Raw genomic sequence first — 19,095 nt, forward strand, 5'->3', positions numbered from 1 at the left:
ATGGAAACCATTGTCCTCGAATTTCCGGCGGGTCCGCCCGCGAGAGGCCGCGCGCTGGCGGGCGTGGTCGCGTCGGGGGACCTCGAAGTCCTGCTCGAAGCGAACGCGGCACACCGCACCGTGGTGAACATCACGACGTCCGTCGACGGTAAGGGCCGCCTGTGGCAGGCCGTGCTCGAACGCATCTTCGGCGATGGATCGCTGCCCGCGGCAAAGCTCGAAATCAACGATTCCGGCGCGACGCCGGGTGTCGTGCAAATGCGCATCGGACAGGTGCTCGAACAACTCAAACCCACGGGCGGAGCGTGAACGACATGGACGCACAGCAATTGCTCGAACGCCAGAGCTTCATCGAACTCGACGCGCGCAGCCGCGCGAAGAAGCTGCTCGACGAAGGCACCTTCAGCGAACTGCTCGATCCGTTCGAGCGCGTGAGTTCACCCTGGCTTGCACGGCAGGGCATCGTGACGCAGTCGGACGACGGCACGGTCGTCGCGAAGGGCACGATCGACGGACAGCCCGCCGTGGTGCTCGCCATCGACGGCGGATTCCAGGGCGGCAGCATGGGCGAAGTGTCGGCGGCGAAGATCGCGGGCAGCCTCGAACTCGCCGCCGAGGACAACCGCAACGGCATCCCGACGCGCGCCGTCATTCTCTTCGAGACGGGCGGCGTGCGCTTGCAGGAAGCCAACCTCGGACTCGCCGCGATCGCGGAGATTCACGCGGGCATCGTCGATCTGCGGCGCTATCAGCCGGTGATCGGCATCACGGCCGGTCCGATCGGATGCTACGGCGGGATGTCGATCGCGGCGGGGCTTTGCAGCTATCTGATCGGCACGCGCGAAGCGCGGCTCGGGCTGAACGGACCGGCGGTGATCGAGCAGGAGGCGGGCATCGCGGAATTCGATTCGCGGGACCGCCCGATGATCTGGAGCTTCACGGGATGCGAGCAAAGGCATCGCACGGGACTCGTCGACGTCTACACGCCCGACGACACCGATGCGATCCGCGCGGCCGTCATCGAGCGGTTTCGCGCCGGACGTCCCGAAGCATGCCGCAGCGAACGCGTGGCAGGTTTTCTGGCAAGACTTTCTGAAATCGATCCGGGCGTGCAGGCCACGCCGGAACAAGTGGCCGCCATCTATGGCAAGGGGTTCGGGTCATGAGCACACAAGAGCTTTCGAAGCGCGGCGCCGTCTGGCTGGACGCACTCACCTACAGCGCGCCGTTGCAGGCGGGCTATCCGCCTTCGGTGCGCGTCGCCGATGCGCGGCTCGGCGATCATCCCGCGCGCTTCATCGCCGTGGTGCCCGACCCGGACAACCCGTTTCCGCGCGCACGCAGCGGCGAAGTGGGTCTCGTCGAAGCGTGGGAAGTCGCGCGGGCGGTGCGCGAAGCCGTCGATGCCGATGCCACGCGCGATGAAAAGCGCGCGATCGTCGCCGTGATCGATGTCGCGAGCCAGGCGTATGGACGGCGCGAGGAAGCGTACGGCATCCATCAGGCGCTCGCCGGCGCCGCCGACGCCTACGCAAGCGCACGTCTCGCCGGCCATCCGGTGATCGGGCTGATCGTGGGCCGCGCGATGTCCGGAGCGTTTCTCGCGCACGGCTATCAGGCCAACCGCCTGATCGCACTCGCCGATCCGCAGGTCATGGTCCACGCGATGGGCAAGGAATCGGCCGCGCGCGTCACGCTGCGCTCGGTCGCGGAACTGGAGGCGTTCACGGCGCGCGTGCCGCCGATGGCCTACGACATCGACAACTACGCATCGCTCGGCTTGCTCTGGAAGCTGCTCTCCGTGAGCAACGCCGATGCGCCCACCGGCGCCGATCAGTCGACGGTCGAGAAGGCGCTGCAAGCCGCCTTCGACGACATTCGCGCCGACACGTCGCGCGGACTGGCAAGCCGGCTCGGCAGCGCGCACCGCGCGGCCTCGGCGACGGTTCGCCGCAAGCTGCGGGAGGAATGGCGTTAAAGCGCTGTATTTCGAAACACCGGCTCACCAGAAGCCAACCAGACTATGACAGGAGACATCAAATGATCATCTATGGAACCGCGTTGCTAGCGTTCTGCCATCTGGCGGGACTTTTTCTCGGCGACCTGCTCGGGGTCGCGATCGGCGTCAAGACGAATGTCGGAGGTGTCGGCATCGCGATGCTGCTTCTGATCTTCCTGCGACTCTATCTGCACGGAAAGGGCTTGCTGCCGAAGGAAACCGAAGCAGGCGTGGGCTTCTGGGGCGCGATGTATATCCCGGTCGTCGTGGCGATGGCGGCGAACCAGAACGTCGTTGCCGCGCTCAAGGGCGGCCCCGTCGCGCTGCTGTCCGCGCTGGGCGCCGCGGCGTCCTGCGCAGTCTGCATTGCCGTGCTCTCACGCACCGGCCGCGACAGTACGTCGTTTGCCAACGCCCCGAAACTTGAAGAAGTCTGAACGCGGAGACCGCCATGTTCCAAATGATCGATAAGGTTCTGATCCACAACGGCCTCGTCACCGCGTTCGCGCTGGTCGGGCTAATCATGTGGGTGTCGTCGGTGATCTCGAAGAAGCTCACGTTCGGGCGCGTGCACGGCTCGGCGATCGCCATCGTGATCGGCCTCGTGCTCGCCTATTTCGGCGGCGCCTTCACGGCCGGACAAAAGGGTCTCGCGGACTTGCCGCTCTTCGCGGGCGTCGGCCTGATGGGCGGCGCGATGCTGCGCGACTTCGCCATCGTCGCGACCGCCTTCGAGGTGCAGGCGACCGAAGCGCGCAAGGCCGGAATGATCGGCGTCGTGTCGCTGCTGCTCGGGACCGTGCTGCCGTTCATTGTCGGCGCGAGCATCGCGCATGCGTTTGGCTACACCGACGCGATCAGCATGACCACGATCGGCGCGGGCGCCGTGACGTATATCGTCGGACCGGTGACGGGCGCGGCGATCGGCGCAAGCTCGGACGTGATCGCGCTCAGCATCGCGACGGGTCTCATCAAGGCCATCATCGTGATGATCGGTACGCCCCTTGCAGCCGGTTTCATGGGGCTGAAGACGCCGCGTTCCGCGATGATCTTCGGCGGACTGGCCGGCACGGTGAGCGGCGTCAGCGCGGGACTGGCAGCAACCGATCGGCGGCTCGTTCCGTACGGCGCGCTGATCGCGACCTTCCATACGGGCGTCGGCTGCCTGCTCGGGCCGTCGCTGCTGTTCTTCGCGACCAAGGCGCTGATGGGCGCGTGATGCGTCGGGGAGAAACATGATGTCCACCGTCGAAGAAGTCATCCGCCCGCACGATCTCCTGTGGATCGAAACGCCGCGGGACATCCGCTCGATATCGGATGTGCCTGCGTGGGCTTCGCACGAGTGGCTGTCGATCGCGCCGGTCGTCGTGCGGCGCGAGGCAGTCAGCGAGCCTGGCCTCGTGCCGGTCGGGCTTCGAGGACGCACGCGCAGCGAGCGGTTCGCGGCCTTCGTGGCGGGCGAGCGCATCGCGCGCCGCGTGACACCCGAGGCGCTCGCCCGGGCGCGCGGGTGGCGCGCCAACCTCGCGCTCGCGGGCCTGCCCTGCGTGCGCGCCCTCGCCCGCATCGCGCCCGAACTCGACCGGCTCCGCTTGACGTGGGGCATTACCGGCAGCGTCGGCTTTGCGCTGGCAAGCGGCGTGAGCACGCTGCGACAGGACAGCGATCTCGACCTCCTGCTGCGTGCCGGGAAGCCCTTGCCGCGAGAGGAAGCGCAGGCGCTGCTGTCGCTGCTGCGGACCGTGCCCTCGCGCATCGACATGCAAGTCGACACCGGCCACGGCGGCTTCGCTCTGGCGGAGTGGGCCGGCAAGGCGGACCGCATTCTGCTGAAGACGGGGCGTGGTCCCGTGCTCGTAGCCGATCCCTGGGAGCCCGGCACATCATGAGCGTGTTATTCACGTTTCCCGGCCAGGGCTCGCAGCGTGTCGGCATGCTGCACACGCTGCCGGGTCACACGGAAGCCGCCCGCACCCTCGAAGAAGCCAGTGACACGCTCGGCTACGACGTCCAGTCCATCGACGATGCGGCAACGCTTCGCTCCACGGTCGCCGTGCAGCTTTGCCTGCTGATCGCGGGCGTCGCTCAGGCGCGCGTCATCCGGGCCTACGGCCACGAGCCCGACATGGTGTCGGGGCTGTCGGTCGGCGCGTATCCCGCCGCCGTGATCGCGGGCGCTCTCGCCTACTCCGACGCCATCAGGCTCGTCGCCTTGCGCGGACAGTTGATGGAGCGCGCCTACCCGGGCGGCTACGGCATGACAGCGGTCGTCGGCATGACGCAGCGGGCGCTCGAACGGCTGATCGCGCAAGTGAACAGCGAAACCGGGCCCGTCTTCCTTGCCAACATCAACGCCGACACGCAGATGGTCGTCGCAGGCAGCGACGCCGCGATGCACCGTCTCGCGATACTCGCGGGCGAACACGGCGCGCAACGCTGCGAGCGTCTCGATGTAGCGGTGCCGTCGCATTGCGCATTGCTCGACGCGTCCGCGGCCACGCTCGCCGATGCGTTCGGACAGGTCGACGTGCGTGCGCCGCGCATCGCGTATCTGAGCAGCAGCATCGCGCGGCCGCTGTTCGACGGTGCGCGCATCGCCGCCGATCTTGCGGGCAACATGGCACGGCAGGTGCGCTGGCACGACACGATGAGACTCGCGTGGGAGCGGGGAGCGCGCCTCGCAATCGAGATGCCGCCCGCCAGTGTCCTGACGCGGCTGGCGAGCGCGATTTTCACGGAGGGCGTCGCGGTGAGTTGCAGCGAGATCTCGCTGCCGGACCTCGGCGCGCTCGTCGACAGGGAACGGGCACGCGACGAGCGGTGAAGCGTCAGCCAGCGCTCCTCGTGCGCAGACGGCAGACGGCCATCAACGCGAGCAGGTTCGGATCGCGCTCGCGTGCGCGCAGAAAGCTGACGCCGATAGTCTGGCGCATCAGGTATTGCGGCTTGAGCGGGATGAACTGCACCTTGTCGCCGAAGACGCCGCGCACACGTCCGGGCAAGAGCGTATAGCCCACTCCGCCGCTTACCAGGTTCATCAGCGAGAAGATATCGCCGGTTCGCATCGTCACGTTGGGCGTGAAGTCCGCGACGCGAAACGCGTCCACAAAACCGTGATACGTCGCGAATCCCTCGCCGAGCGACACGAACGTCTCGTCACGGCAGTCCCGCAGATCGACGGCTTCCTGATTCGCGTAGGGCGAACCGGCGGGTGCCGCGAAGAAAATGTCGTCTTCGAACAGAGGGATGGATTCGACCTCGGGCTCGGCGTCGGGTAACGCCATCAGCGCTGCATCGATTTCGCCCCGCTTCAGCTTGTCGAGCAGTTCGGCATTCGGACCGAGCACGAGTTCGACCTGCAGTGTCGGCCGACGCACCTTGATATCGACGACGATACCCGGCACGGTCTTGATGGTCAGCGAGTAGAGCGAGCCGATCTTCAGCCGGTCCGATGAATAGCCCGCGGCTTCGCGCGTCGCGCGAATGCCATCGGACATCAGCGTGATCACCTCCTGCGCGACATCGGCGAGCATTTGCGCCGCTTCCGTCGACTTCAGATTGCGCCCCTCATGGCGAAACAGTGCGCAGCGCACGCCCTGCTCGAGTGAATGCAGCGCGCGGTGCACGCTGACCGTGCTCACGTTCAGCGCCTCGGCCGCCTTCGCCAGGTTGCCGGTCTCCATGAATGCGAGCAGGACCTCGAGCTTGCGGAAGGTGATCTCATCGTCGATTCGGTCGCGCATCTCGAGTCATGGAACGGTCGAAACGCTCGATTATCGGCTCGCGACTGCGCCGGGCAAATAGCGTTTATCCCTCATCGCTCGTCCTTACCGCAGCGATGACGCGGTCATTACACTTCACAAAAGCAGGCAGCACCAAGCTCGTTTCGTTAGAGCTTCCGGGCCTCACCGGGAAAACGCTAATCGAAACGTGGAAAGGCGCTGCATATAGTTTGTCTAGTTAGCCAAGGCGCGCGTCCACTGTCCAGAGAATGGGATAACACGACATTTCGCGTGCAATGGCCGGGACGAGCCCCACCTGCGTGAGCGCCATGAATAGAAAAAATCAACTTCGCGCTGCATCGGATACACGCATCAGACAGACCCATTCGCACCATGCCTCTGCGTGCAAAGGACGCGAAGGACGTCAAGCTCGCCCTCCCGGACGACCACGGGCAGCAGAAAATCCATATCGGCTCCGCCGGAACGTGACGATGCAATGCGACATCACGAGGGACGTGCACGTCCCTCGCGCCTTTTGCGGGTGAACGCCGCTTCGATGTGATTCACGGGTGCCGCCCAGGATCTGAACGCGATCGACGATGAATCGACCAGAACGACCAACCAGGACAAGCACGGAGGGTGACATGGCGCAGGACCGGGATGACGCAGGGAAAAATATCGCGAGAGACGGCAACGGTTTGCTCGACACGAGCCGGCGCAGCCTCATGCGGGGCGCCGGACTGGGCGCGGCGCTCTCGCTGCTGGGCGCGGTGGGCGGCGGCGCGGGCGGTCTGATTCCGGCAGCGCAGGCTGCGGAAGCCGCGTTCCCGCAGCACAAGAAATGGAAGATCGTGTTCGTCAATCACGTCACGACGAATCCGTTCTTCGTGCCGACTCAGTACGGCATTCAGGACGCCTGCTCCATGCTCGGCATGGACTACCAGTGGACCGGCTCCGCTACGTCCGACGCTGGCGAGATGGTGCGCGCGGTGAACTCCGCGATCGCAGCTAAAGCTGATGCGATCGCCGTGCCCATCGTCGATCCCTCGGCGTTCGACAAACCGATCCAGGCCGCGCTCGACGCGGGCATCCCGGTGTTCGCGTACAACGCCGACGCGCCTCGTGGCAAGAGCAATCCGCGCCTCGCGTACATCGGGCAGGACCTCTATCTCTCGGGCTATCAGATGGGCGAGCGCATCGCGAGCATCGTCGACAGCGGCCTCGTTGCGCTGTTCATCGCGACGCCGGGTCAGCTCAACATCCAGCCGCGTCTGGATGGCGCGAGCGACGCGATCAAGAAGTCGGGGAAGAAGATCGACATCCAGACCGTCGCGACGGGTGCAACGGTGAACGAAGAGCTGTCGAAGATCAAGTCGTTCTACCTGGGCCATCAGGACTTGAAAGGCATGTTCGCCGTCGATGCGGGGAGCACCCAAGGCGTCGCGCAAGTGATGAAGGAATCGAACCTGCCTTCGAAGGGCGTGCATGGTGGCGGCTTCGATCTGCTGCCGCAGACGATTCAGCTGATTCACGAAGGCTTCCTCGATTTCACCATCGATCAGCAGCCGTATGTACAAGGCTTTTATACGGTGATGGAAGCGTTCGTGTTCCTGGCTTCGGGCGGACTCGTCGGGCCCGCGAACATCAACACGGGCCTCAAGTTCGTGACGAAGAGCACGGTCGAGCCTTACCTCAATACGTCGACGCGCTTTGAAGGGAAGACCGCGAAGCCGCAAATCGTCCCGATGAGCGGCGCCATCAAGTCGTGACGGACGCGGCGAACGAACCCCGCAAGCTGGACACGCCCGCGCGGCCGCAGCGGCCGCGCGGCACATGGATGTCCAGCTGGGCGGCCGAGTTGCGCATCCTGCTCGTCGCCGTGCTGCTCGCTGCGTATTTCGAGTTCGCCAATCACGACTTCCTGCTCACGAACGCGAGTCTCGTCAACCTCTCGCAGTTCATCGCGCCAGTGGCGATCATCGCGTTTGGCGAGATCATGCTGATGATCGGTGGCGACATCGATTTGTCGGCGGGCATGGTGTTCGCGTTCGCGCCGTTCATGATGGTGTTCGCCAACGACGCGGGCGCGCCGATGTGGCTCGCGGTGATCGCGGGTCTCCTCGCCGCCGCCGTGATCGGTTTCGTCAACGGCGCCGTGACCGTGTGGCTACGGCTGCCCTCTTTCGTGACGACGCTCGGCACGCTCTTTCTCATCAACGGCATCACGCTCACGTTGTCACGCGGCACGCCGGCCGCAACGCCGGGTTCTCCCACGTTCGCCGAGTTCATGGGCGCGTGGGGCTATAGCGAAATCATCTGGACCGTGGTCATCGCGTTCGTCATGCATACGCTCCTGCGTCACACCCGCTGGGGACTGCATACGCAAGCGGCGGGCGCGAATCCGCTTGGCGCGAGCGAGGCCGGCATTCACGTGAACCGGCTGCGCCTCGGCAACTTCATTCTTGCCGCCGTGCTCGCCGGTTTCACCGGCATTCTCGAAGGCTTTCGCATCACCTCGATCGATCCTCAAGCGGGCGGCAACCAGATCATGTTTCTGGCCGTGGCCGCTGCGGTGATCGGCGGGACGCCACTCACAGGCGGCTCCGGCACGATCGTGGGCGGGCTCCTCGGCGCCACGGTGCTCGGCATTCTCAACGACGGCTTCACGCTCATCGGCATCAACGCATTCACGTTCAACATCATTCTCGGGGCCGCGATTCTCGCAGCGATGATCTTCAACATCCATATCGGACGCATCCGTCGCAGGAGGAGCCGGTGATGGAGGCATCGCAGGCCGCCTCGCAGGCAACCGGGGACGCGCTGGCGTTGCGCGGCGACAATCTCGTCAAACGCTTCGGCGCGGTGACGGCACTCGACGGCGTCTCGTTCACGCTCGGCCGCGGAGAAATCCTCGGCATCCTCGGCGACAACGGCGCGGGCAAATCGACGCTCGTCAAGATCCTCACGGGCTTTCACCAGCAGACGAGCGGCACGCTCCACGTCGACGGCGAAGAAATCCTTCTGCGCTCGGTCGATCACGCGCGTGCGCTCGGCATCGAATGCGTGTATCAGGACCTCGCGCTCGCGAACTCGTTGAGCATCTATCACAACATGTTCCTCAACCGCGAGATCGTTCGACGCGGACCGTTCCGCCTGCTCGATCACAAGCAGATGCGCGCACGCGCCGCGCAGTGTCTCGACGACATCGGCGTGCACGTGCCTTCGGTGGATCTGCCGGTCGAGAGGCTGTCGGGCGGGCAGCGTCAGGCCATTGCTGTCGCGCGCGCGGTGTATTCGAACGCGAAGATCCTCCTGCTCGACGAACCGCTCGCGGCGATGGGCGCGCGCGAAGCCGCCCTGATCATCGACCTGATCATGCGCCTGAAGGAAAAAGGCGGGCTTTCCATCATCATAATCATGCACAACTATGCGCAGACGCTCGACATCGCGGACCGCATCCTGCTGATGCAACGGGGCCGCGTGACGTACGAGCAACGCAGCGCAAACACGTCGGTGGCGGAGTTGATGGATATCGTGAGGCGGGAATACCGGGCGATGCGCGACACACTCGCGCGTTGATTTTCCGGCGCCGTTCTGGCGGGCACCTCGTTCGGCCGGTACAGGTGGCACCATGAAGGCGACCGGCGTGCGGCTATTCTGTAGGAAGCCTCATCGAGTGCCATCCATACGCGGTCCAGATCTTTCTTTTAACCGCGTCCGGGAAGCGTTTTCGCTGTTCGTGTATCGACTCGGCATCAGGCTCTTCTTCGCCTCGGGCACGGTGCGCGTTCCTGCACGCACGCCGGAAACCACGCGAACTCACCGCCCGTCCTCGACGTCGCGGGGAAGCAACGCTCCGTCCGAACGCAAGCGAATGATAGGATTTCGCTATTGATCGTTAGCTTGCGCGAAAATCCAAATGTCGCGCGGCCGAATGACCGACGAAAAAAAGGCGCTGCGTTGCCGCAGCGCCTTAAAAGTTCTAGCCATTCCGAGGGCCGTGCTAGAACCTGAGAGCCCGTTTTCGAACTGCCGGTCGCCAGCGAGCGCCCAATCGCACTTTCGAAATTGGGTTCCATTTTTTATGGTTATGCTGCCTAAGTCAAGCAAAATTTCGTGCAACGGGCATCTGCCCACGATGCCAGGCGCGAATGCCGGAAGAATGGAAAAGTGTCGCATTGCATGCACCTTTGGACGAGCATTGCATGCCCTGCAAAGATTGGCGAAGAGTTCGCGCGGCATCCAAGGTTGCTAAACAGAAACGAAACGATGTTTTAAAAAAGCAATGAACAAAAGTGAAAATCGGCCGATCGGTCGGGAAAAGCCGAGGGAAAAGGACGGCGATGAGGTCACCGCGCTCGCCCGTGGGCTCGATGTGCTGCGCCGCATCGCCGCCGCCGACGCGCCCGTCAGCAACCGCGAATTGACGGAACTGACCGGCATCCCGAAGCCCACTGTCTCTCGCATCACCGCGACGCTCGTCAGCGCCGGGCTGCTATTTCGTCTGCCGGACAGCGAGCGCTTTGTCCTGACGGCCTCGGTGCTCGAACTGAGCAACGGCTTTCTGCGCAACTTCGACATCCGCGCCCGCGCGCGCCCTTTCCTCATCGATCTAGCCGAACGGACGGGCCTGAGCGTGCATCTCGCGGTGCGCGACCGACTGGAGATGGTCGTGATCGACGCGATCCGGCCGCGCTCCGCCGTTCTCGTATCGCGGCTCGAAGTGGGCGGGCGCATGGACCTGTGCCGGACGGCCGTCGGCCGCGCGTATCTCGCGGTCCTGCCGCAGGCCGAGCGGCAGACGCTGATCGCCAGCGTGCAGACCGCTTCCGGCGACGACTGGCCGACCGTCGCCGGCGGCTTGCAGTCGGGGCTCGACGACATGCGCCGTCTCGGTTTCGCGATCTCGACGGGCGAATGGCATCACGGCCTGAACGCCGTCGCGGCGGGCTTCACCGGGCCGTCCGACCAGCGCTACGCGGTCAATTGCGGCGGCGCCGCGCACCAGTGCCCGCGCGAGACGCTGATCGAAACCGTCGCGCCCGCGCTGCTCGATTGCATCGCGAAGATCGTCGACGAGATCGGCGGCACGCCGTCCGCGCGGATCGGCGACTAGACCCTGCCGACCGGGCGCGCCCGCACGGTGCAACCGGCCGTGCCCGGCCCGGCCCGGCACGCTGCCGCACGCCATGTAACACTCGTAATCAACAGAAAGAAAGATAGCTGGACTGTTACGAAGCGCGGGACGTAGCATCATGCTTCGCGCGCACCGGGCCCTGCTTTCAAAGCTTTCCAGAGAACCGTTCCGGGCGCATCCGGGGTTCACCATGCATCGGCTCGCCCGAGGCGCTCGCCGGCGCCTTGCGTCCGCGAGCCCGAGCCCGAGGCGCCCATCCGCAGACCGGCGCGCAACGAATCCAGCACCGCATCAAACATCGAATCCCGCTTCAACGCCAGTCACCGAAACGCCAAGCCACCGAACGATGGACGACCAGAAAAACTCTCCGACGCCGCCGCAGAAGACCGACTCCCCGATCTATCCCACCTCTGTCCGTCCCGCCCGGCGCCGCCGTTTCGGGTGGCTCGTCGTGGCGCTCCTGATCATTGCCGGGGCGATCGCATGGTGGCACCCGTGGAGCCGCAACGACGCCTCGAACGCGCAGCAGTCGGGCTCGTCGGCGGGCGGGCGGCGCGGCGGCGCGGGACTCGCCAACCAGCCGCAGCCGGTGCATGTCGCGACGGTCGTGCAAGGGGAGATGCCCGTCGTGATCAACTCGCTCGGCACGGTGACGCCGCTTGCGAATGTCACGGTCAAGACCCAACTGAACGGCACGCTGATGGACGTCGCGTTCCAGGAAGGCCAGATGGTGAAGAAGGGCGACCTGCTCGCGCAGATCGACCCGCGTCCGTATGAAATCTCGCTGCGCAACGCGCAGGGCACGCTCGCGAAAGACCAGGCACTGCTGCAGACCGCGCGGCTCGACTTGCAGCGCTATCAGACGCTGCTTTCGCAGGATTCCATCGCCAAGCAGCAGGTGGACACGCAGGCCTCGCTCGTCAAGCAATACGAAGGCGCGGTGAAGTCCGATCAGGCGAACGTCGATACCTACAAGCTCGATCTCACCTATGCGCGCATCACGGCGCCGGTGTCGGGGCGCGTCGGCCTGCGGCAGGTCGATCCGGGCAACTACGTGACGACCGGCGACACCAACGGTGTGGTCGTGATCACCCAGTTGCAGCCGATCAGCGTCATCTTCACGACCTCCGAAGACAACCTGCTGGCGATCCTGAAGCCGATGCGCGCGGGCTCGAAAATGTCGGTGACCGCCTACGACCGCGCCAACACAACCGCGCTCGAAGCAGGCTACCTCGAAACGGTCGACAACCAGATCGACACCACGACCGGCACGGTCAAGTTGCGCGCGACCTTCCCGAACAAGGAGAACATGCTGTTCCCGAACCAGTTCGTGAACACCAAGCTGCTCGTCGACGTGATCAGGAACGCGAGCATCGTGCCGACCTCGGCGGTGCTCAACGGTTCGTCGGGCGCGTTCGTCTACGTGGTGAAGCCGGACAACACGGTGACCGTGCGCACCGTGAAAGTCGGTCCGGTCGACGGCGAACGCACCAGCATCAAGAGCGGCCTGCAGGTCGGCGAGCGCGTGGTGATCGACGGCTCGGATCGCCTGAAAGAAGGCGCGAAGATCACGATTCCAGCCGACAAGGCCAAGAGTGCTTCGGGTGCTTCGGGTGCTTCGGGTGCTTCGGGTGCTTCCGGTGCCTCGGCTGCAACGGCGGCCAGCGCGGCTTCCGGCGCTTCGGGTGCGCATCACGGCGGGCGTCATCGCCAGCAGCAACCACAATGACCGCCGGACGACGTAAAGCATGAACCCATCACGTCTATTCATCCTGCGCCCGGTCGGCACGGCGCTCCTGATGGCGGCCATCATGCTGGTCGGCCTGGTCGCGCTGCGCTTCCTGCCGCTCTCCGCCCTGCCCGCCGTCGACTACCCGACCATCCAGGTCCAGACCTTCTACCCGGGCGCGTCGCCGGACGTGATGACCTCATCCGTCACCGCGCCGCTCGAAAAGCAGTTCGGGCAGATGGCGAGCCTGAACCAGATGTCGTCGCAGAGTTCGGCGGGCGCGTCGGTCATCACGCTGCAGTTCAGCCTCGATCTGCCGCTCGACATCGCCGAGCAAGAAGTGCAGGCCGCGATCAACGCGGCGGGCAACCTGCTGCCCTCCGACCTGCCCGCGCCGCCGATCTACGCGAAGGTCAACCCCGCCGACGCGCCGATCATCACGCTCGCGATCAGCTCGAAGACGCTCCCGCTCACGCAGGTGCAGGATCTCGCCGACACGCGCCTCGCGCAAAAAATCTCGCAGGTGGCGGGCGTCGGCCTCGTGTCGGTGAGCGGCGGCAACCGTCCCGCCGTGCGGATTCAGGCGAACACGCGCGCGCTCGCGTCGTACGGCCTGAACATCGACGACCTGCGCACCACCATTTCCAATCTGAACGTCAACACGCCGAAGGGCAATTTCGACGGCCCGAGCCGCGCGTACACGATCAACGCAAACGACCAGCTGACCGACGCGAAGGCGTATCAAAGCGCGGTGGTCGCGTACAAGAACGGCCGGCCGGTGATGCTGACCGATGTCGCGACGATCGTCGAAGGCCCGGAGAACACGAAGCTCGGCGCGTGGGTCGATTCCACGCCTGCGATCATCCTGAACGTGCAGCGCCAGCCGGGCGCGAACGTCATCCAGGTGGTCGACGGCATCAAGAAACTCCTGCCGCAGTTGCAGGCGTCGCTGCCGGCCGCGCTCGACGTGCGCATCGTCACCGACCGCACCACGACCATCCGCGCCTCCGTGCGCGACGTGCAGTTCGAACTCGCGCTCTCCGTGGTGCTGGTCGTGCTCGTCATCTATCTCTTCCTCGCGAACGTCTGGGCGACCCTGATTCCGAGCCTCTCGGTGCCGCTCTCGCTCGTCGGCACGCTCGCGGTCATGTATTTGTGCGGCTTCTCGCTCGACAACCTTTCGCTGATGGCGCTGACCATCGCGACCGGTTTCGTGGTCGACGACGCCATCGTGATGATCGAGAACATCGCCCGCTACGTGGAGGAAGGCGATCCGCCGCTCGAAGCCGCGCTGAAGGGTTCGAAACAGATCGGCTTCACGATCATCTCGCTGACGGTTTCGCTGATCGCCGTGCTGATTCCGCTGCTCTTCATGGGCGATGTCGTAGGCCGGCTGTTCCATGAATTCGCGATCACGCTTGCGGTCACCATCGTGATTTCGGCGATCGTGTCGCTCACGCTCGTGCCGATGCTGTGCGCGAAGCTTCTGCGCCACACGCCGCCGAAGGAAAGCAAACGCTTCGAGGCGCGCGCGCACCAGTTCATCGACTACGTGATCGGGCGCTACGCGGTTGCGCTCACGTGGGTGCTCGACCGGCAGCGCGCGACGCTCGTAGTCGCCTTGCTCACGCTCGTGCTCACGGCGCTGCTCTATGTGTTGATTCCGAAGGGCTTTTTCCCGACGCAGGACACAGGCGTCATTCAGGCGATCACGCAGGCGCCGCAGGCGGCCTCCTATCAGGCGGTGGCCGAGCAGCAGCAGGCGCTCGCCGAGCAGGTGCTGAAAAATCCGGATGTGGAGAGCCTGACGTCGTTCATCGGCGTGGACGGCACGAATATCACGCTGAACAGCGGCCGGATGCTCATCAACCTGAAGCCGCGCGACGACCGCAACAATACGTCGAGCGACGTCATCCGCACGCTGCAGAACGACGTCGCGAACATTCCCGGCATCCGGCTTTACATGCAGCCGGTGCAGGACCTGACGATCGATTCGACCGTCAGCCCGACGCAATATCAGTTCATGCTGACCGACCCGAACGCGACGGAATTCGCGCAGTGGGTACCGAAGCTCGTCGAGCGCTTGCAGCATGCGCCTGAACTCGCCGATGTTGCGACCGACCTTCAGGAAAACGGCCAGTCCGTGTACGTGGAGATCGACCGGGCGACCGCCGCGCGCTTTGGCATCACGCCCGCGACCGTGGACAACGCGCTCTACGACGCTTTCGGCCAGCGCATCATCTCGACGATCTTCACGCAGTCGAACCAGTACCGCGTGATTCTCGAAGCCGAGCCGACCGATGCGCACTACAGCGAGACGCTGAACGGCATCTACCTGCCCTCCTCCACCGCGTCGGGCGGACAGGTGCCGCTCTCGGCCATCGCGAAGTTCCACGAGCGCGCCGCGCCGCTTCTGGTCACGCACCTCGGCCAGTTCCCGGCGACCACCGTTTCGTTCAACCTCGCGCCCGGCGCGTCGCTCGGCGCTGCCGTCAAGGCGATCGAGCAGGCGAAGGCCGAGATCAGCCTGCCGCCGTCGTTCCAGATCCGCTACCAGGGCGCAGCGCTCGCGTTCCAGGCGTCGCTCTCGAACGAGCTGTTCCTGATCCTCGCCGCGATCGTCACGATGTATATCGTGCTCGGCGTGCTGTACGAGAGCTTCATCCATCCGATCACCATCCTCTCGACGCTGCCTTCCGCAGGCGTCGGCGCGCTGCTTTCGCTGATGATCACCGGGCACGATCTCGACATCATCGGGATCATCGGCATCGTGCTGTTGATCGGCATCGTGAAGAAGAACGCGATCATGATGATCGACTTCGCGCTCGAAGCCGAGCGCGAGGGAGGCAAGTCGCCGCGCGACGCGATCTTCCAGGCGTGTCTCTTGCGCTTCCGCCCGATCCTGATGACGACGATGGCGGCGCTCCTCGGCGCCTTGCCGCTGATGCTCGGCTGGGGCGCCGGCTCCGAACTGCGTCATCCGCTCGGCATCGCGATCGTGGGCGGGCTGATCGTGTCGCAGTTGCTCACGCTCTTCACGACGCCCGTGATCTACCTCGGCTTCGATTCGCTCGGCCGCAGGTTGCGCGCGCGTTTCAATCGTGGCGCCCCGCCGCCGCGTCCGGTCAGCGAAGCGGAGTGACGCGATGAACCTCTCGCGCCCCTTCATCGACCGCCCCGTCGCGACAACGCTGCTCGCCATCGGCGTCGCGCTCGCCGGCATGTTCGCGTTCGCCAAGCTGCCGGTGGCGCCGTTGCCGCAAGTCGACTTCCCGACCATTTCCGTGCAGGCAAGCCTGCCGGGCGCGAGCCCGGAGACGGTCGCGACCAGCGTGGCGAGCCCGCTGGAACGGCATCTCGGTTCGATCGCCGACGTAAGCGAAATGACGTCGATGAGTTCGGTCGGCTCGACGCGCATCACGCTGCAATTCGGCCTGAACCGCGACATCGACGGCGCCGCGCGCGATGTGCAGGCCGCGATCAACGCGGCGCGCGCCGACCTGCCGGCGTCGCTGAAAAGCAATCCGACCTACCACAAGGTCAATCCCGCCGACGCGCCGATCCTCGTGCTCGCGCTCTCGTCGCCGACGCGCACCGCCGGCTCGCTTTACGACTCCGCCGCAACCGTTTTGCAGCAGACGCTCTCGACCGTGCCGGGCGTCGGCGAGGTCGATGTGAGCGGCTCGGCGAATCCGGCCGTGCGCGTCGAGCTGGAGCCGGGCGCGCTCTTTCACTACGGCATCGGGCTGGAAGACGTGCGCGCGGCACTCGCTTCGGCGAACGCGAACAGCCCGAAGGGCGCGATCGAGTTCAAGGGCAGCCGCTTCCAGCTCTACACGAACGACCAGGCGAGCAAGGCCTCGCAGTATCGCGATCTGGTGGTCGCGTATCGCAACGGCTCGCCGGTGAAGCTGTCGGACGTGGGCGAAGTCGTCGATTCGGTGGAGGACCTGCGCAACCTCGGCCTCATCAACAACAAGCGCGCGGTGCTCGTGATTCTCTACCGGCAGCCGGGTGCGAACATCATCGAAACCATCGACCGCGTGAAGTCGATGCTGCCGCAACTGCAGGCGGCGCTCCCCGCCGACGTCGAGATCACGCCGACCGCCGACCGTTCGACCACGATCCGCGCATCGCTGCACGACACCGAACTGACGCTCGTGATCGCGGTGGCGCTCGTCGTGATGGTCGTGTTCCTGTTCCTGCGCAACTGGCGGGCGACCCTGATCCCGAGCGTCGCCGTGCCGATCTCGATCATCGGCACCTTTGCGGCGATGTACCTGCTCGGCTTCTCACTCGACAATCTCTCGCTGATGGCGCTGACCATCGCGACCGGCTTCGTCGTCGACGATGCGATCGTCGTGCTCGAAAACATCCAGCGGCATATCGAGAACGGCGCGCCGCGCATGAAGGCCGCGATATTCGGCGCACGGGAAGTGGGCTTCACGGTGCTGTCGATCAGCGTGTCGCTCGTCGCCGTGTTCCTGCCGATCCTGCTGATGGGCGGCATCGTCGGACGGCTCTTTCGCGAGTTCGCGCTCACGCTGTCGCTTGCGATCGGGGTGTCGCTCGTCGTCTCGCTGACCGTCACGCCGATGATGTGCTCGCGTCTCTTGCGCGAGCCGCATGAAAAGAAGGAAGAAGGCCGCGTCGCGCGCTGGCTGGAGCGCCAGTTCGACCGCATGCAGCGCGGCTATGCGCGCACGCTCGGCTGGGCGCTCGCGCATCCGCGGCTGATTCTCTGCGTGCTGCTCGCGACCATCGGCCTCAACGTCTATCTCTACATCATCGTGCCGAAGGGTTTTTTCCCGCAGCAGGACACAGGGCGGATCGTCGGCGGCATCCAGGCGGACCAGAGCACGTCGTTCCAGGCGATGAAGGGCAAGTTCTCCGAGATGATGCACATCGTGGAGGCCGATCCGGCCGTCGACAGCGTCGCGGGCTTCACGGGCGGCCGGCAGACCAACTCCGGCTTTATGTTCATTTCACTCAAGCCGAAGAGTGTGCGCAAGGTGTCGGCGGATCAGGTGATCCAGCGCCTGAGGAAGCCGCTCGCGGATGTCGCGGGCGCGCGCACGTTCCTGCAGGCCGTGCAGGATATTCGCGTCGGCGGCCGGCAGTCGAACGCGCAATACCAGTTCACGCTGCTCTCCGACAGCACGTCCGATCTCTACAAGTGGACGCCGCTTTTGACCGAGGCGCTGCAAAAGCTCCCCGGGCTGGCCGACGTGAACTCCGACCAGCAGCAAGGCGGGCTTGAAGCGATGGTGACGTTCGACCGCGCCACGGCCGCGCGCTTCAACATCAAGCCCGCGCAGATCGACAACACACTCTACGACGCGTTCGGCCAGCGCCAGGTCTCGACAATCTACAACGCGCTCTCGCAGTATCACGTCGTGATGGAACTCGCGCCGAAGTACTGGCAGGACCCGGAGATGCTGAAGCAGCTTTACATCAGCACATCGGGCGGCACCGCAAGCGGCGCGGCATCGACGAATTCGACCACGACGTCCATCGCATCCGCGACAACCAGCGCAGCCACCGGCGGCGCAACCGACACCGCGACGCAGCTCTCGCTCGCCTCGGTGCGCAACTCGGCCACGAACTCGATCGCGTCGAGCGGCAAGTCGGGGTCGTCGTCAGGCGCGGCGGTGTCGACCTCGAAGGAAACGATGATCCCGCTTTCGGCCGTCGCCAAGTTCGGGCCGGGCAACACGCCGCTTTCGGTGAACCACCAGAGCCAGTTCGTCGCCTCGACCATCTCGTTCAACCTGCCGCCCGGCAAGTCACTGTCCGAGGCGACCGCGTCCATCTATCAGGCGATGGCGGAAATCGGCATGCCCGCGACGATCCACGGCAGTTTCCAGGGCACGGCGCAGGCGTTCCAGCAGTCGATGAACGACCAGCCGCTCCTGATTCTCGCCGCACTCGCGGCGGTCTACATCGTGCTCGGCATCCTGTACGAGAGCTACATCCATCCGATCACGATTCTCTCGACGCTGCCTTCCGCCGGCATCGGTGCGCTGCTCGCGCTGCTCCTCTTCAAGACCGAGTTCAGCATCATCGCGCTGATCGCGGTGATCCTCCTGATCGGCATCGTGAAGAAGAATGCGATCATGATGGTCGACTTCGCGATCGAAGCCCAGCGGCACGGCGCGACGAGTTCGCGCGACGCAATCGAACAGGCGTGCCTGCTGCGCTTTCGTCCGATCATGATGACGACCGCCGCGGCGCTGCTCGGCGCGCTGCCGCTCGCGTTCGGCACCGGCGAAGGGTCGGAGATGCGCGCGCCGCTCGGCATCGCGATCGTGGGCGGGCTGATCGTGAGCCAGATGCTCACGCTCTACACGACGCCCGTCGTCTATCTCTACATGGACCGTTTCCGCGTTCGTGGCGAAGAGCGCCGCGAGAGAAAGCGCGGCGGCGCGCGGCCGGCGAACGCCGCGGAGTGACGCATGCAACCGCCAACAGCAGGATTCGCGAAAATCGCTTAACGTTTAAGACGTGG

At 65.1% G+C, this 19,095-nt stretch carries 15 protein-coding genes; 14 read left to right on the forward strand and 1 reads right to left on the reverse strand.

What is annotated here, in order from left to right:
* The 7 genes from AWB81_RS15155 (at window position 1) to mdcH (ending at window position 4,823) form a co-directional block, all read left to right on the forward strand.
* Window positions 1–309, forward strand: a complete 309-nt coding sequence (locus AWB81_RS15155; RefSeq protein WP_062636665.1) for a malonate decarboxylase subunit delta — start codon at window positions 1–3, stop codon at window positions 307–309.
* A gap of 5 nt (window positions 310–314) precedes the next feature.
* Window positions 315–1,166, forward strand: a complete 852-nt coding sequence (locus AWB81_RS15160; protein WP_062636667.1) for a biotin-independent malonate decarboxylase subunit beta — start codon at window positions 315–317, stop codon at window positions 1,164–1,166.
* The gene (gene mdcE / locus AWB81_RS15165) at window positions 1,163–1,978 is read left to right on the forward strand and encodes a biotin-independent malonate decarboxylase subunit gamma (RefSeq protein WP_062636669.1); all 816 of its coding nucleotides are present in this window, start codon (window positions 1,163–1,165) and stop codon (window positions 1,976–1,978) included. The genes AWB81_RS15160 and mdcE overlap by 4 nt, the downstream gene beginning before the upstream one ends.
* 62 nt (window positions 1,979–2,040) lie before the next feature.
* The gene (gene madL / locus AWB81_RS15170) at window positions 2,041–2,436 is read left to right on the forward strand and encodes a malonate transporter subunit MadL (RefSeq protein ID WP_062636671.1); all 396 of its coding nucleotides are present in this window, start codon (window positions 2,041–2,043) and stop codon (window positions 2,434–2,436) included.
* A gap of 14 nt (window positions 2,437–2,450) precedes the next feature.
* A complete protein-coding gene (gene madM / locus AWB81_RS15175; RefSeq protein ID WP_062636673.1) occupies window positions 2,451–3,218 on the forward strand; it encodes a malonate transporter subunit MadM in 768 nt (255 codons plus the stop codon).
* A gap of 19 nt (window positions 3,219–3,237) precedes the next feature.
* Window positions 3,238–3,888 (forward strand): malonate decarboxylase holo-ACP synthase, encoded by a 651-nt coding sequence (locus tag AWB81_RS15180; protein ID WP_235025806.1) that lies wholly within the window; start codon window positions 3,238–3,240, stop codon window positions 3,886–3,888.
* Entirely contained in the window at window positions 3,885–4,823 is a 939-nt protein-coding gene (gene mdcH / locus AWB81_RS15185; RefSeq protein ID WP_062636677.1) for a malonate decarboxylase subunit epsilon, read from the forward strand. The genes AWB81_RS15180 and mdcH overlap by 4 nt, the downstream gene beginning before the upstream one ends.
* Before the next feature lie 4 nt (window positions 4,824–4,827).
* On the opposite strand, the gene AWB81_RS15190 is transcribed toward mdcH, so the two are convergent.
* A complete protein-coding gene (locus AWB81_RS15190; RefSeq protein WP_062636679.1) occupies window positions 4,828–5,742 on the reverse strand; it encodes a LysR family transcriptional regulator in 915 nt (304 codons plus the stop codon).
* 623 nt (window positions 5,743–6,365) lie between these two features.
* Here AWB81_RS15190 and AWB81_RS15195 point away from each other — a divergent pair.
* From AWB81_RS15195 to AWB81_RS15225, 7 genes are all read left to right on the forward strand, one after another.
* A complete protein-coding gene (locus AWB81_RS15195) occupies window positions 6,366–7,490 on the forward strand; it encodes a sugar ABC transporter substrate-binding protein (RefSeq protein ID WP_062636681.1) in 1,125 nt (374 codons plus the stop codon).
* Between the two features lie 68 nt (window positions 7,491–7,558).
* Window positions 7,559–8,500, forward strand: a complete 942-nt coding sequence (locus tag AWB81_RS15200) for an ABC transporter permease (RefSeq protein WP_235025811.1) — start codon at window positions 7,559–7,561, stop codon at window positions 8,498–8,500.
* Window positions 8,500–9,300 (forward strand): ATP-binding cassette domain-containing protein, encoded by an 801-nt coding sequence (locus tag AWB81_RS15205; protein WP_062636685.1) that lies wholly within the window; start codon window positions 8,500–8,502, stop codon window positions 9,298–9,300. Before AWB81_RS15200 ends, AWB81_RS15205 begins: the two co-directional genes overlap by 1 nt.
* A gap of 706 nt (window positions 9,301–10,006) precedes the next feature.
* Window positions 10,007–10,837: an IclR family transcriptional regulator gene (locus AWB81_RS15210; protein WP_062636687.1), complete on the forward strand. Its 831-nt coding sequence runs from the start codon at window positions 10,007–10,009 to the stop codon at window positions 10,835–10,837.
* Window positions 10,838–11,204: 367 nt separating this feature from the next.
* Entirely contained in the window at window positions 11,205–12,587 is a 1,383-nt protein-coding gene (locus AWB81_RS15215) for an MdtA/MuxA family multidrug efflux RND transporter periplasmic adaptor subunit (protein WP_062636689.1), read from the forward strand.
* A 19-nt stretch (window positions 12,588–12,606) separates the two neighbouring features.
* Window positions 12,607–15,729 (forward strand): MdtB/MuxB family multidrug efflux RND transporter permease subunit, encoded by a 3,123-nt coding sequence (locus AWB81_RS15220; RefSeq protein ID WP_062636691.1) that lies wholly within the window; start codon window positions 12,607–12,609, stop codon window positions 15,727–15,729.
* A 4-nt stretch (window positions 15,730–15,733) separates the two neighbouring features.
* A complete protein-coding gene (locus tag AWB81_RS15225) occupies window positions 15,734–19,039 on the forward strand; it encodes an efflux RND transporter permease subunit (protein WP_062636693.1) in 3,306 nt (1,101 codons plus the stop codon).
* Window positions 19,040–19,095: the final 56 nt, after the last annotated feature.

The sequence above is a fragment of the Caballeronia arationis genome (genome assembly GCF_001544975.2).
GTDB lineage: Bacteria > Pseudomonadota > Gammaproteobacteria > Burkholderiales > Burkholderiaceae > Caballeronia > Caballeronia arationis.

Bases quoted from the DNA above. Each gene is read 5' to 3' on its own strand.
- AWB81_RS15190 (WP_062636679.1), bottom strand. From the start codon at position 5,742: ATGCGCGACCGAATCGACGATGAGATCACCTTCCGCAAGCTCGAGGTC.
- AWB81_RS15220 (WP_062636691.1), top strand. From the start codon at position 12,607: ATGAACCCATCACGTCTATTCATCCTGCGCCCGGTCGGCACGGCGCTC.
- AWB81_RS15195 (WP_062636681.1), top strand. From the start codon at position 6,366: ATGGCGCAGGACCGGGATGACGCAGGGAAAAATATCGCGAGAGACGGC.
- AWB81_RS15180 (WP_235025806.1), top strand. From the start codon at position 3,238: ATGTCCACCGTCGAAGAAGTCATCCGCCCGCACGATCTCCTGTGGATC.
- madL (WP_062636671.1), top strand. From the start codon at position 2,041: ATGATCATCTATGGAACCGCGTTGCTAGCGTTCTGCCATCTGGCGGGA.
- AWB81_RS15210 (WP_062636687.1), top strand. From the start codon at position 10,007: ATGAACAAAAGTGAAAATCGGCCGATCGGTCGGGAAAAGCCGAGGGAA.
- madM (WP_062636673.1), top strand. From the start codon at position 2,451: ATGTTCCAAATGATCGATAAGGTTCTGATCCACAACGGCCTCGTCACC.
- AWB81_RS15155 (WP_062636665.1), top strand. From the start codon at position 1: ATGGAAACCATTGTCCTCGAATTTCCGGCGGGTCCGCCCGCGAGAGGC.
- AWB81_RS15225 (WP_062636693.1), top strand. From the start codon at position 15,734: ATGAACCTCTCGCGCCCCTTCATCGACCGCCCCGTCGCGACAACGCTG.
- mdcH (WP_062636677.1), top strand. From the start codon at position 3,885: ATGAGCGTGTTATTCACGTTTCCCGGCCAGGGCTCGCAGCGTGTCGGC.
- AWB81_RS15200 (WP_235025811.1), top strand. From the start codon at position 7,559: ATGTCCAGCTGGGCGGCCGAGTTGCGCATCCTGCTCGTCGCCGTGCTG.
- AWB81_RS15215 (WP_062636689.1), top strand. From the start codon at position 11,205: ATGGACGACCAGAAAAACTCTCCGACGCCGCCGCAGAAGACCGACTCC.
- AWB81_RS15205 (WP_062636685.1), top strand. From the start codon at position 8,500: ATGGAGGCATCGCAGGCCGCCTCGCAGGCAACCGGGGACGCGCTGGCG.
- AWB81_RS15160 (WP_062636667.1), top strand. From the start codon at position 315: ATGGACGCACAGCAATTGCTCGAACGCCAGAGCTTCATCGAACTCGAC.
- mdcE (WP_062636669.1), top strand. From the start codon at position 1,163: ATGAGCACACAAGAGCTTTCGAAGCGCGGCGCCGTCTGGCTGGACGCA.